Annotated in this window: 13 protein-coding genes; 9 read left to right on the forward strand and 4 right to left on the reverse strand. The window is 62.7% G+C overall.

The window, feature by feature from the left end:
* Positions 1-7 precede the first annotated feature (7 nt).
* The 4 genes from NWF24_RS01325 to NWF24_RS01340 all read left to right on the forward strand — a co-directional run bounded on the left by NWF24_RS01325 (position 8) and on the right by NWF24_RS01340 (position 4,095).
* Positions 8-1,828: a LysM peptidoglycan-binding domain-containing protein gene (locus NWF24_RS01325; protein ID WP_258352665.1), complete on the forward strand. Its 1,821-nt coding sequence runs from the start codon at positions 8-10 to the stop codon at positions 1,826-1,828.
* Between the two features lie 16 nt (positions 1,829-1,844).
* Complete coding sequence (locus NWF24_RS01330; protein WP_258352666.1) at positions 1,845-2,381, forward strand: hypothetical protein; 537 nt, start codon at positions 1,845-1,847, stop codon at positions 2,379-2,381.
* A 393-nt stretch (positions 2,382-2,774) separates the two neighbouring features.
* On the forward strand, positions 2,775-3,278 hold the full coding sequence (locus NWF24_RS01335) for a pentapeptide repeat-containing protein (protein ID WP_258352667.1): 504 nt from the start codon (positions 2,775-2,777) through the stop codon (positions 3,276-3,278).
* Between the two features lie 88 nt (positions 3,279-3,366).
* Positions 3,367-4,095: a glutathione S-transferase gene (locus NWF24_RS01340; protein ID WP_258352668.1), complete on the forward strand. Its 729-nt coding sequence runs from the start codon at positions 3,367-3,369 to the stop codon at positions 4,093-4,095.
* Positions 4,096-4,097: 2 nt separating this feature from the next.
* Here the strand turns inward: NWF24_RS01340 and rsmI are convergent, their stop codons facing one another.
* Complete coding sequence (rsmI, locus tag NWF24_RS01345; RefSeq protein WP_258352669.1) at positions 4,098-5,048, reverse strand: 16S rRNA (cytidine(1402)-2'-O)-methyltransferase; 951 nt, start codon at positions 5,046-5,048, stop codon at positions 4,098-4,100.
* Positions 5,049-5,102: 54 nt separating this feature from the next.
* On the opposite strand from rsmI, the gene NWF24_RS01350 reads away from it, so the two are divergent.
* The 3 genes from NWF24_RS01350 to NWF24_RS01360 all read left to right on the forward strand — a co-directional run bounded on the left by NWF24_RS01350 (position 5,103) and on the right by NWF24_RS01360 (position 7,024).
* Entirely contained in the window at positions 5,103-5,477 is a 375-nt protein-coding gene (locus tag NWF24_RS01350) for a YraN family protein (RefSeq protein WP_258352670.1), read from the forward strand.
* Positions 5,478-5,564: 87 nt separating this feature from the next.
* Complete coding sequence (locus NWF24_RS01355; protein ID WP_093057690.1) at positions 5,565-6,209, forward strand: SIS domain-containing protein; 645 nt, start codon at positions 5,565-5,567, stop codon at positions 6,207-6,209.
* Positions 6,206-7,024, forward strand: a complete 819-nt coding sequence (locus NWF24_RS01360; protein ID WP_258352671.1) for a BON domain-containing protein — start codon at positions 6,206-6,208, stop codon at positions 7,022-7,024. Before NWF24_RS01355 ends, NWF24_RS01360 begins: the two co-directional genes overlap by 4 nt.
* A 51-nt stretch (positions 7,025-7,075) precedes the next feature.
* On the opposite strand, the gene NWF24_RS01365 is transcribed toward NWF24_RS01360, so the two are convergent.
* The gene (locus NWF24_RS01365) at positions 7,076-7,984 is read right to left on the reverse strand and encodes an NAD(P)-dependent oxidoreductase (RefSeq protein ID WP_258352672.1); all 909 of its coding nucleotides are present in this window, start codon (positions 7,982-7,984) and stop codon (positions 7,076-7,078) included.
* Positions 7,985-8,071: 87 nt separating this feature from the next.
* Between NWF24_RS01365 and NWF24_RS01370 the strand changes: the two genes are divergently transcribed.
* Positions 8,072-8,554: a MerR family transcriptional regulator gene (locus NWF24_RS01370; protein ID WP_258352673.1), complete on the forward strand. Its 483-nt coding sequence runs from the start codon at positions 8,072-8,074 to the stop codon at positions 8,552-8,554.
* Positions 8,551-10,101 carry an MFS transporter gene (locus NWF24_RS01375; RefSeq protein ID WP_258352674.1) on the forward strand — a complete coding sequence of 517 codons (1,551 nt, stop codon included), beginning with the start codon at positions 8,551-8,553 and terminating at the stop codon, positions 10,099-10,101. Before NWF24_RS01370 ends, NWF24_RS01375 begins: the two co-directional genes overlap by 4 nt.
* An 11-nt stretch (positions 10,102-10,112) precedes the next feature.
* Here the strand turns inward: NWF24_RS01375 and NWF24_RS01380 are convergent, their stop codons facing one another.
* Both NWF24_RS01380 and NWF24_RS01385 read right to left on the reverse strand, forming a co-directional pair.
* Complete coding sequence (locus tag NWF24_RS01380) at positions 10,113-11,249, reverse strand: PilT/PilU family type 4a pilus ATPase (RefSeq protein ID WP_097197835.1); 1,137 nt, start codon at positions 11,247-11,249, stop codon at positions 10,113-10,115.
* A gap of 34 nt (positions 11,250-11,283) precedes the next feature.
* Positions 11,284-12,327, reverse strand: a complete 1,044-nt coding sequence (locus NWF24_RS01385; RefSeq protein WP_007833310.1) for a type IV pilus twitching motility protein PilT — start codon at positions 12,325-12,327, stop codon at positions 11,284-11,286.
* Between the last annotated feature and the right edge of the window lie 3 nt (positions 12,328-12,330).

Raw genomic sequence — 12,330 nt, forward strand, 5'->3', positions numbered from 1 at the left:
TCTGATCATGCCAAAGCTGATATCTGCAACCTACCACCCCAATATCGAAGTCGCCGAATTCATTTGTGAAGACGGCCGCCATTTGCTGCGCTCTGGCGGGACCTTGCCATGGCGAATAAACAATCCTGGAGATTTGACAGCCCGAATGGTAGATGGCGTACCAGCTCCCAGGAAGGCAAAAGGTTACGTCGGATTTGCCACAACCCGATCGGGCAGAACTTTTCTGATCTTCCCCGACGAAGATTCAGGGCGAGAGGAGCTGAAAGCAAACCTGAAGCGGCTGCATGGCGAGCGAACCATTTCAGAGGCTATTCCAATCTATGCCCCGAAGAAAGAAAACGATACGGAAAAATATACGAGTGATTTGCTCAAGACAAGCGGCATTCCGGCTTATAGAAAAATAGGCGAATGCACCAATGCGGAGCTTGAGAAAATAATTAACGGCATTTCAGAGATCGAGGGATATCACGCCAATGCCGAAACCAGGAAAGAAATCTGGGTTGTTGTAAGCAGAATCAACGCGACTAACGGCAGTCAACCTCTGCCCGATACGGAAATCATCCTGCAAAGAGAAGGCAAAGAAGAAAAGGTTCGATCTGATGCGACAGGGCGCTTTCCGCCGGTGATTCATCCTGCGGACAACTCAGCTGTGCACGTCAAGGTCGCGGACCCGAAGACCAAAGAGTACGTGACCGTCGGATCGATTCAAGGCAGTGCGGGCAAGGATTTCAATCTTCTGGCGAAATTCAGAAAATGGAAGGGTGTCGCAGGTTCAGAGAAGATCAATAGTTCCACACCAAGGCAGAAGAAGCCGATGAGCTATGTGGTTCTGCCTGGAGACAGTCTCTGGAAAATTGCAAAGCTTTATCGCACCAGCGTTACAGCAATAAAGGATGAAAATCGCTTGAGCAGCGACAGAATCTATCCTGGTGAGGTATTGCTTATCCATGGGAGCGGCAAGGTAAAACTAAGTGATAACCAACCGACTCCACCAGCAGCAACAGCAAAGGCGCCGGCAACTCCGGTAACTCCGCCGAAGCGTCCAATTTTTCCTCCACCACCAGCGCCTCCAATTTCGTCCAGCATTGAGCCATCGGATTCGGAGCGATCCAAAGGAGGTATGGGGCAGGTCTTGGCATTGATCAATCCGGCACCCGGGCGTGCTCCTTGGATGCCGATTGCTATTGCAGAAGCGAAACTCAGATATGGCAGGCATGAGGAAATATTGGGAGGCGAAATTGACTATCACGTCGAAATTGGGGATGGCTCGAAGTCTCTAGCAAAAATGGCCTGGTGCGCTGCTTTTGCCAATTGGTGCCTGTTGAAAGCGGGATATCCGATAGATAACGTGGGTTTTCGAGACCATCGAGCTACGATGGGACGAGCGCATGGATTTTATGAGATGGATGAAGAAAGAAAGATTCGAAATCCTTTGTTTGTCGAATTGGATAGGCCAATATATGGCGCCATTTCGGTTGCCACATATAGAAGTGGGCACGGATATCACGTGGGGCTTGCATATGGCAAAGCGAGTGAGGAGGATTTGATTTTGCTGGGCGGAAATCAGGATGATCGAATTCGGTTTTCTGCTTTCAATATGAATTTGACGCGAACGATAAAAGTGATTGGCAAAGATGGGCGAAATAAAGATGTGGTCGTGAAAAATCCTAAATACTTGAGATATTTTGTTCCTGTTGCCTATCATGAAAAAGCCAAAAAAGAGCTGGAAAGCCCCGGCCTGGAATCAATGAGCGTCGATGCGCTAAATAAAGTCATTGGCGTTCCTCCTGATTCGAAAAAGAAGAAGGCCAAGACAAAAACCGACTAAGACTCATGAGGGAAAAATGAAGTTCACTGGGTGTTGTGCTTTTGGTAGACGATGTGCTGCTGTTTTATTTTTTATTTCTGTAAATTCTTTTGCGGGATTCAGGGATGATCATTTTGTTGCTTGGATCAGTCTTGGGAAAGGAGCGAATAGTCGCGAGGTCTCGAGAAAAATCGATGAATTTGCAAATAGCGATCGCGTGAATTCGACTTGTAAAATTAATTGGACAGGCAATGATTCAATGTTGTATTTGAATGCAACTATTCCTGGCGTGAGTGACAAATTGATCAAGGGTTTGTTTATCGAGCGAGACGGATCATATTTCCCAAAAATAAATCACGCGCTGCGTAATTTTAGAGATGCCGAGGCTAATGTGCGTGATGGGCTTGACGGGATCATCTTTTATGATGGAGAGCAATCTTTCCGCATGATGAGCTTTACTGCTGGACGGAGGGGAATTAAAACCTATCCACTTATATTGAACGCATCTTCGAAGGCTGAAGAAATTGAGAGTGCATTTTGCGCGCTCATCCCTCCAATAACTCGCGCGCCATAGAATTTTCCTGAGCCGCTCAACTTTCCGGTATTTGGTCATCTCGCTGAAAGAAGTCGAAATACATCATGGTGACTAACTGCCCGAGTGTTTGTTTTTTGAAAAAATGGAAAATGAGACATCCGGAGAAATCACATCATCCCGAGGTAGAGCTGAACCCGCCTACCCAAAAACCGCACCACGCCAAATCCGCTCACCTGCGGGCACGCTCGGCGCTTCAAAAATCCCGCTGGTGCCGGGCGAGTTGTGGCGAATTGATTGCGGACGGCCCGCTCGGTTGGTGGCCATGCTGCAGCGAGGCCTGCCTGAAAACCTGGAATGCTCGTCCTCCCGCAAATCAAATTTCGCGCATCGAGTGGCCTCCTCGCCAGCAAAGCCACGAATGAACGGACCGCAATGAGCTCGCAAGAAATCATCCTCAACCACGACCTCTGGCGCAAAGGCGCGGGCGGTGCCCCGGCCGGCTTGGTTGGACAAGCAGATAGTTCTGCCTACGTCGGTCTTGACCTCGATCTGGCCCAGTTCACCGAGTCAGCGTTCTTCGGTAGCAGTTTCACCGGCACGACTTTTCATCAGGCCCGGTGGGTTGCCTGCACGTTCACCGACTGTGTCTTCAGTGGCTGCGGTTTCGGCGATATCTCGATCTCAGACTGCACCTTCGTCAACTGTGTCTTCGAGTACACCGAGTTCGAGCGAAGCACCCTCAGTGGTAGTTGCTTGATGCAATGCAGCTTGAACGAGGTCAGCTTCGATCAGGGTCGTTGGTCTGAAGTCAAGCTGCTCGAATGCACCGGTACGCGGATCAAAGCCGTTGGATTGCGCGGTGAGCGCATTGACTTCATGGGCAGCAACTTCGAGCAGCTGGAGTTTGAGGACACGATCCTCAACAGCGCGATGTGACGAAGCGTTCTTAGCCGCACGGTGCTGCGCTGACATGCGCACACGCGCACGGTTGCCATGGTCCCCGCACTCGTGACACCATGGCCGCATGCCGTACCAACTCCATTACTGGCCCACCATCCAGGGCCGCGGTGAATTCGTGCGGCTCGCTCTCGAGGCGGCCGGCGCCGACTATGTCGACGTGGCGCGGCTACCTGAAGCCAAGGGCGGAGGCGAGTCCGCACTCGGCGAGCGTTTGGACGACCCCAACAGCGCGCGCCCCGCGTTCGCGCCGCCCTTTCTCGTCGATGGCGACATCGTGGTCGGGCAGACCGCCGCGATCCTGCTGTACCTGGGGCCTCGGCTCGGCCTGTCTGGCGTGGGCGAGTCCGACGGGCTGTGGACGCACCAGCTGCAGCTCACCATCGCCGACGTGGTGGCCGAGGCGCATGACACGCACCATCCGATCTCGGTCGACGCTTACTACGAAGACCAGCGCGACGCGGCGGTGCAGCGTGCACGGGCCTTTCGCGACGAGCGCATCCCGAAGTTCCTGAACTGGTTCGAGCGGGTGCTGCAGCGCAATCCCGCGGGCAACCTGCACCTGGTGGGCGACATGCTGACCTATGCGGACCTGTCGCTGTTCCAGCTGGTGGACGGCCTGCACTACGCATTTCCGAAGGCCACGGCCCGGGCGCTGGCCGCAACGCCCGCGGTCGAGAAGCTGCACGCCAACGTCAGGCGCCGCCAGCGCGTGCATGACTACCTGCAGAGCCCGCGCCGTATCGCGTTCAACGAAGACGGCATCTTCAGGCGCTACGCCGAACTGGACGGCTAAGGCTAGGCTTCTTCCGCGCCATTGCGAATGCGCAGCGCGGTCTCGTACAGCGTGTTGCGCGGCGCGCCGCTGATCTCGGCAGCCAGCTTCACCGCGGTCTTCACGGGCAACTCGGCCAGCAGCAGGCGCAACACGCGTTCGCCTTCCGCGCCGCCATCGCCGCTCACCGCCACGGGGTGCAGCACCAGCGCGAACTCTCCGCGCGTGCGGTCGCGGTCGGCGCTGAACCATTCGGGCAGGGCACTGGCCGCGACGGTGGCGATCTCCTCGAACTGTTTGGTGAGCTCGCGGCCGACGGTGATGCGGCGTTCGCCCAGCGTGGCCAATGCGCGCGCCAGGCTCTCGATGCGGTGCGGCGCTTCGAGCAGCACCACGGCGCGCGGTTCCTGCGACAGCGCCTGCACGGCGGTGTCGCGCTCGCCGGCCTTGCTCGGCAGGAAGCCGGCGAAGACGAAGGCGCTGCTGGCGTTGCCGTCGCTGCCGCCATCCGCCACGAGGCCCGCCGCGCTGATTAGTGTGGTCACGCTGCTGGCACCGGGCAGTGGCAGCACGCGCTGCCCGGCCGCGCGCACGGCTGCGGCCAGCCGCGCGCCGGGGTCGCTCACGCCGGGCGTGCCGGCGTCGCTGACATAGGCGATGCGCTCGCCCTGCGCGAGCCGCGCGACCACGGTCTGCGCGGCCTCGGCTTCGTTGTGCTGGTGCACCGCCAGCAGCCGCGCGCCGGGACGGTCGATGCCGTAGGCGCGCAGCATGCTCTGCGTGTGGCGCGTGTCCTCGCAGGCGATGACGTCCACCAACTGCAGCACATGCAGCGCGCGCAGCGTGATGTCGGCCAGGTTGCCGATGGGCGTGCCGACCACGTAGAGCGTGCCCTGCGGATAATGCTGCGCACCCGCGGCGTCGTGCGCGGCCGCGAGGGCGGCGCCGAAAGAAGCAGGGGCGAGTGAAGCCAAGAGGTTTCTCCGTCGGAATGAACGAACAAAAAAGAAGATTGCAGGCAGGGAGCCATGAAGACCACCACAACGAAGCATCGGGGCGATGCGGCGGAAGACGCCGCGCTCGACTACCTGCGGGACGCCGGCCTGTTGCTGCTCGCGCGCAATTATCGGACGCCCGGGCGCGGCGGCGGCGAGATCGACCTGATCATGCGCGATCCGCGCGGCTCCTCAGGCGGCACGCTGGTGTTCGTCGAGGTCCGCCAGCGCAGCGCCGGCACGCACGGCGGCGCGGGCGGCAGCATCACCGGGCTGAAACAGCGGCGCATCGTGTTCGCCGCGCAGCACTACCTGAGCCGGCTGCGCGCGGTGCCGCCATGCCGTTTCGACGTGGTGCTGGTCGAGGAGAAAATCACCTGGCTTCAAGGCGCCTTCGACGCCGGCTGATGTGCCCTGCATGGGGAACTGAAGCCCTGCCGAGGGCTCCACAACTCACACGTCTTGTTTCACAACCCCCAGTTATCATCCCGCCTCATGCTCGAGCAACGTATTCAGCAGCACTTCATCGATAGTGCCGACCTCAAATACCAGACCGGACCGGTCCTCAGCAAACCCATCTCTCAAGCGATGCAGGCCATCCTGGCCTGTGTGACCAGCGGCGGCAAGGTGCTGGCTTGCGGCGCCGGTGTGTCTGGCCTGCTGGCGGCCCAGTTCGCCGCGCAGTTCGTGGGCCGCTTCGAACGCGAGCGGCCCGAGCTCGGCGCCATCGCGCTGCCAGGCGACACCACCGACCCCGAGGCCGACAGCGCCAGTGCTGCGGACTCCGATCGCTTTGCCCGCCAGGTGCGTGCGCTCGGCCAGGCCGGCGACGTGCTGCTCGCTCTGAGCGCCAGCGGGCAGTCCGCGTCGGTGCTGGCCGCGGTGGCTGCAGCGCACGAGCGCGATATGACCGTGGTCGCGCTGCTGGGCAATGCCGTTTCGGGCGTGCCCTCGGCTCCGGGCGCGGGCAGCAGCGGCTCGGGCGGCGCCATCGGCCGCGCGCTGCGCGAAACCGACGTCCAGATCAGCGTGCCGCACGAGCGTGCGGCACGCATCCACGAAATCCACCAGATCGCGCTGCATTGCCTGTGCGACGGCGTGGATGCCCAGTTACTCGGAGAACAGGAAGCTTCCTCATGACCATGACGACCATGAAGACGACATCGACCCAGCGTTTCGCCCTTGCCCTGACCCTGGGCGCCGCATTGGTTGCAGGCCTTTCTGCCTGCGTGCCGCTCGTCGTGGGTGGCGCGGCCGTGGTGGGCGTGGGCATGGTGGCCACCGACCGCCGCAGCTCGGGCGCGCAACTGGATGACCAGGGCATCGAGCTGCGTGCCGCGGCCCGCGTGCGCGACATCGCCAACGACCAGATGTACGTGAGCGTCACCAGCTTCAACCGCCAGGTGCTGCTGACCGGCGCCGTGGGCAGCGATGCCGACCGCCGCCGCGTCGAGGACGAGGTGAGCCGCATCGTGAACGTGCGCTCGGTGGTGAACGAACTGACCATCGGCGCCTCGAGCACCTTCCAGGACCGCTCGAACGACCTCTACATCACCGGCAAGGTGAAGGCCTCGCTGCTCGACGCCAAGGACATCTTCGCCAATTCCTTCAAGGTGGTGACCGAGCGCGGCACGGTCTACCTGATGGGCATCGCCACGCGGCGCGAAACCGACCGCGCCACCGAAATCACGCGCGGCATCTCGGGTGTGGTGAAGGTGGTGCGGGTGGTCGAGATAGTGAGCGAGGCAGACCTGGCAGCCAGCCAGGCGGCGAACCAGGCTGCGGCGCAGCGCGGCGGCACGGGCCCGGCGCCGGTGACGTCGGCCTCGCCGTCCACGCCTTCGTCGTCGTCTTCCACCTCGCGCGTGCCGCTGCCGCCGATGGATCCGCTGCCTGGGTCGGGCTCCACGTCGACGCAGCCTTCGGGCAACGCGACGACCTCGCCGGTGCGCTGACAAACCGGTGGCAGCGTCGCAATGAAAAAAGCCCGCATCAGCGGGCTTTTTTCATTTGAGTCGAATGATGAGGCTCGACGTGTCCCAGCGCCGCCCGCCGGCCTGCTGCACGTCGGCGTAGAACTGGTCGACCAGCGCTGTCACCGGCACGCGCGCGCCGTTGCGCTTGGCTTCGTCGAGCACCAGGCCCAGGTCCTTGCGCATCCAGTCGACCGCGAAGCCGTAGTCGAACTTGCCTTCGATCATGGTCTTGCCGCGGTTTTCCATCTGCCAGCTCTGGGCCGCGCCCTTGCTGATGACGCCCAGCACGGCCTCCATGTCGAGCCCGGCGCGCTGGCCGAAGGCAATGGCTTCAGACAGGCCCTGCACCAGGCCCGCGATGGCGATCTGGTTCACCATCTTCGCGAGCTGGCCGGCGCCGCTTTCGCCCAGCAGCGTGACCGCGCGCGAGAACGCCATGGCCACCGGCTTGATGCGTTCGAATGCCGCCGCGTCGCCGCCGCACATCACGGTGAGCGCGCCGTTCTGCGCGCCGGCCTGGCCGCCCGAGACGGGCGCGTCGATGAAGTGCAGGCCCAGCGCCTGTGCGGCCTTGGAGAGTTCGCGCGCCACGTCGGCCGAGGCGGTCGTGTGGTCGACCAGCACGGCGCCCTTCTTCATGCCGGCGAAAGCGCCGTCGTCGCCCAGTACCACCGAGCGCAGGTCGTCGTCGTTGCCGACGCAGCAGAACACGATGTCGGCGCCAGCGGCTGCTTCGCGCGGGGTGGCGGCATGGCGCCCGGGCGGGCCGAACTCGGCGGCCCAGGCTTGTGCCTTGGCGGGTGTGCGGTTGTAGACCGTGACGCTGTGGCCGGCCTTGGCCAGGTGGCCTGCCATGGGGCCGCCCATGACGCCGAGGCCGAGGAAAGCCACTGTCTGTGCGGGGACGGATTCGTAGGTGCGGGTATTGATGCTGCTCATGGGGCGACAGCTTAAAGCCATTCCGCGACAGGTGTGATGGCTCAAACATGTACGTGAACGTATAGGTTTGGGTAGAATCGCTTCACCATGACTGAAGCGAGCCCCGCCAAGACCATCACCGTGCGCGATGCCGCGGCCCGGCTCGACGTGACTCCGCGCACGCTCAAGTACTACGAGGAACTGGGCATCGTGGTGCCGGTGCGCAGCGAGGGCGGCTACCGCCTGTACGAGCAGGCCGACCTCGACAAGCTGGCGCGCGTGCTTCGCATGCGCTCGCTGGGTTTTTCGCTCACGGCCATCACCACGATGCTGCAGCAGCCGATGGAGGCGCCGGCCGAAGGCGGGCGCCCGCGGCTGTCGAATGCGTCACTAAAGACGCTGCGCGAAACGCTCACCGAGCAGCTGGGCACGCTCGATGCGCGCGTGGCGCAGGTCCGCCGCGAGCTCAAGGAGGCGGCTTCGCTACAGGCTCAAATACGGCGCGACCTCGACTATGTGGAGCGCCGCCTCGCCGGCGAGCCGGTAGAAGAGGCGCTCGAGCAGCGCCGTAAGGAACGGCCGGCGTCATGAACACTTCGGCTCTGGCGTGGCCTTCGCGCGGTAATGCCGCGGCCGCGCTGCTGCCCTGGGCCATCGGCCTCGTCACGGCCATCGACTATTTCGACAACGCGCTGTTCGCCTTCTTCGCCAGCTACATCGCCGGCGGCGTCAACGCCTCGCCCGACGAACTGGTGTGGGCTTCGAGCGCCTATGCGTTGGGCGCGGTGCTCGGCATCCTGCATCAGCATGCGTGGATCGAGCGGCTGGGTTACCGGCGCTACCTGGCCGTCTGCATGTTCGCCTTCGCCCTGGGCGGCGTGGGCGCGGCGCTGTGCGACAGCTCGATGCAGCTCACGCTGGCGCGCGCCGTGCAGGGCTACTTCGTCGGCCCGATGCTCGGCGCCTGCCGCATCCTGATCCAGATCGGCATTCCGCCCGCGCGCCGCGCCAAGGCGCTGAAGGCGTTCATGGTGCTGATCGTCTTCGGCGGCGCGCTGGCGCCCATCGCGGGCGCCTTTCTCGTGACCAACTTCGACTGGCGCTGGCTGTTCGCGAGCACCGCGCCGGCCGCGGCGCTCATCGGGCTGCTCGTGCTCTGGACGCTGCCCGACATCGGCGACGTCGAGCCGCACGAGCGCACCGAGCCGCACTACGTCGCCTACGTGGTGTTCGCGCTCGCGCAGGCCGCGCTGCAGGTGGTGCTGACGCGCTCGCACTTCGAGCTGTTCACTGGCTCGCCAGCGCTGATCGGCCTCACCATCGCCGGCGTGGCGGGGCTTGCGTGGTTCGGCTGGCAGCAATGGCAACACCCCGCGCCGCTGGTGCGGCTGCATGCGCTGCGCAACGCATCGTTTCGCGTGGGGCTGGCACTCTACGTCGTCTACTACTACCTCTCGACGGGCTTCAGCTACCTGCTGCCGCGGATGATGGAAGGCGGGCTCGGCTTCACCGTGGGAAACACCGGCTATTTCACGGGCGCGGCCTCGCTCGCGACCGGGCTGCTGGTGTTCGTCTACCTGAAGTACTCGGCGCGGTTGGCGCGCAAGAAATGGCTCATCGTCACGGGCTTCGGTATTGCGGCGCTGGCGGCGTGGTGGCTGTCGCGGGTCACGCCGCAGGCGGGGCGCGAGGCCTTGCTGGTACCGCTGCTGTTGCGCGGGCTGCTGATGCTGTTCGTCGTGCTGCCGGTGGCGAACCTCACCTTCAAGCCATTCGCGGCAGAGGAGTTCGCGCACGGCTACCGGCTCAAAAACCTCGTGCGCCAGTTGGCGATTTCATTCGCGACCTCGAGCGTGATCGCGCTGCAGCAGCATCGGCTGGCGCTGCACGAGGTGCGGCTCGGCGAATCGGCCAATGCCGCGAACGCGAGCTTCATGCAGGCGCTGGATTCGTTGACCCGTGGGTTCGCGGCGGTGGGCCACGCTGCCGGTGAGGCGCATGCCATGGCGCTGGGCACGCTGTACCGCACGCTCGAACAGCAGGCCACGTTCATGGCCTCGCTGGACGGGTTCACCGCGATGGCGGTGGTTGCACTGGCGGCAGGAATCTTCGCTGCGTGGCAGCGAACGATCGACTGAGCGATTGCCGCTTAAACGATAGCGAAGTGCTCGGTGCCGGCGGCCAGGTCTGTGCTGCGCGCACGCTGGCTGTTCAGCTTGATCTGCAGCCGCAGGTCGTTTGCCGAGTCCGCGTTGCGGATGGCATCTTCGAAGGTGATCGAGTGGCTTTCGAACAGGTCGAACAGCGCCTGGTCGAAAGTCTGCATGCCCAGGTTGCGGCTCTTGCGCATGATCTCCTTGATCTCGCCCACTTCGCCCTTGAAGATCAGGTCGGAAATCAGCGGCGTGTTCAGCAGCACTTCAACAGCGGCCACCCGGCCCTGGCCGTCTTCGGTTGGCACCAGCCGCTGCGAGACCAGCGAGCGCAGGTTCAGCGACAGGTCCATCAGCAGCTGCGCGCGACGCTCTTCGGGGAAGAAGTTGATGATCCGGTCCAGCGCCTGGTTGGCGCTGTTGGCGTGCAGCGTGGCCATGCAAAGGTGGCCGGTTTCGGCGAAGGCCACGGCGTGCTCCATGGTCTCGCGGTCGCGGATTTCGCCCATCAGGATCACGTCGGGCGCCTGGCGCAGCGTGTTCTTCAGCGCGGCTTCCCAGCTGTCGGTATCGATGCCCACTTCGCGCTGCGTCACCACGCAGTTCTTGTGCGGGTGCACGAACTCGACCGGGTCTTCCACCGTCACGATGTGGCCGTACGAATTTTCGTTGCGCCAGTCGATCATCGCGGCCAGCGTGGTCGACTTGCCCGAACCCGTGGCGCCCACCATGATGGTGAGGCCGCGCTTGGTCATCGACACGTCTTTCAGAATCTGCGGCATGCCCAGGCCGTCGATGGTCGGCAGCTTGGCGGGAATGGTCCGCAGCACCATGCCGACCTTGCCCTGCTGCACGAAGGCGTTCACGCGGAAGCGGCCGATGCCGGTCGGCGAGATCGCGAAGTTGCATTCCTTGGTGCGCTCGAACTCCGCCGTCTGGCGGTCGTTCATGATCGAGCGCGTGAGCGCCAGCGTGTGCGGCGCGCCCAGCGCCTGCTGCGACACTTTGGTGACCTTGCCGTCGACCTTGATGGCCGGCGGAAAGTCGGCGGTGATGAACAAGTCGCTGCCGTTTCGGCTCACCATGAGCTTGAGCAGGTCGTTGATGAACTGGCTGGCTTGATCGCGTTCCATGATGTCTGTGCTCCTGGGGGCTGCTCGTCTTGAATCAGCCCGGGAAGTTTTCGGGGATCTTCGCCTTGCCGCGGGCTTCGGCTGCCGAGATGGTATTGCGGCGCACCAGCTCTGTCAGGTTCTGGTCGAGCGTCTGCATGCCCGAGCCCTGGCCGGTCTGGATGGTGGAGTACATCTGCGCCACCTTGGCCTCGCGGATCAGGTTGCGGATGGCGGGCGTGCCCAGCATGATCTCGTGCGCTGCCACGCGGCCCTGGCCGTCCTTGGTCTTACACAGCGTCTGCGAGATCACTGCCTGCAGTGATTCCGACAGCATTGCGCGGATCATTTCCTTTTCTTCGCCGGGGAACACGTCGATGATCCGGTCGATGGTCTTGGCGGCGGAAGAGGTGTGCAGCGTGCCGAACACCAGGTGGCCCGTTTCGGCCGCGGTCATGGCGAGGCGGATGGTTTCGAGGTCGCGCAACTCGCCCACCAGGATGGCGTCCGGGTCTTCGCGCAGGGCGGAGCGCAGCGCGTTCGAGAACGACAGCGTCATCGGGCCGACTTCGCGCTGGTTGATCAGGCACTTCTTCGACTCGTGCACGAACTCGATCGGGTCTTCCACCGTGAGGATGTGGCCGTATTCGTTCTCGTTGAGGTAGTTGACCATGGCGGCCAGCGTGGTCGACTTGCCCGAGCCCGTGGGGCCCGTCACCAGCACCAGCCCGCGCGGCTTGAGCGCGAGTTCGCCGAAAATCTTCGGTGCGTTCAGCTGCTCCAGCGTCAGGATCTTCGAGGGAATGGTCCGGAACACCGCGGCCGCGCCACGTGCCTGGTTGAAGGCGTTCACGCGGAAGCGCGCGAGGCCGTCGATCTCGAACGAGAAGTCGACCTCCAGGAACTCTTCGTAGTGCTTGCGGTGCGTGTCGCTCATGATGTCGTACACCATGGCGTGCACGCCCTTGTGATCGAGTGCGTCGACGTTGATGCGGCGCACGTCGCCGTTCACGCGGATCATGGGCGGCAGGCCTGCGGAAAGATGCAGGTCGGAGGCTTTGTTCTTGACGCTGAACGCCAGCAATTGGGTGATGTCCACGGG

Source organism: Variovorax paradoxus (assembly GCF_024734665.1).
In the GTDB taxonomy this organism is placed as follows: domain Bacteria; phylum Pseudomonadota; class Gammaproteobacteria; order Burkholderiales; family Burkholderiaceae_C; genus Variovorax.

Bases quoted from the DNA above. Each gene is read 5' to 3' on its own strand.
- NWF24_RS01325 (WP_258352665.1), top strand. From the start codon at position 8: ATGCCAAAGCTGATATCTGCAACCTACCACCCCAATATCGAAGTCGCC.
- NWF24_RS01330 (WP_258352666.1), top strand. From the start codon at position 1,845: ATGAAGTTCACTGGGTGTTGTGCTTTTGGTAGACGATGTGCTGCTGTT.
- NWF24_RS01335 (WP_258352667.1), top strand. From the start codon at position 2,775: ATGAGCTCGCAAGAAATCATCCTCAACCACGACCTCTGGCGCAAAGGC.
- NWF24_RS01340 (WP_258352668.1), top strand. From the start codon at position 3,367: ATGCCGTACCAACTCCATTACTGGCCCACCATCCAGGGCCGCGGTGAA.
- NWF24_RS01350 (WP_258352670.1), top strand. From the start codon at position 5,103: ATGAAGACCACCACAACGAAGCATCGGGGCGATGCGGCGGAAGACGCC.
- NWF24_RS01355 (WP_093057690.1), top strand. From the start codon at position 5,565: ATGCTCGAGCAACGTATTCAGCAGCACTTCATCGATAGTGCCGACCTC.
- NWF24_RS01360 (WP_258352671.1), top strand. From the start codon at position 6,206: ATGACCATGACGACCATGAAGACGACATCGACCCAGCGTTTCGCCCTT.
- NWF24_RS01365 (WP_258352672.1), bottom strand. From the start codon at position 7,984: ATGAGCAGCATCAATACCCGCACCTACGAATCCGTCCCCGCACAGACA.
- NWF24_RS01370 (WP_258352673.1), top strand. From the start codon at position 8,072: ATGACTGAAGCGAGCCCCGCCAAGACCATCACCGTGCGCGATGCCGCG.
- NWF24_RS01375 (WP_258352674.1), top strand. From the start codon at position 8,551: ATGAACACTTCGGCTCTGGCGTGGCCTTCGCGCGGTAATGCCGCGGCC.
- NWF24_RS01380 (WP_097197835.1), bottom strand. From the start codon at position 11,249: ATGGAACGCGATCAAGCCAGCCAGTTCATCAACGACCTGCTCAAGCTC.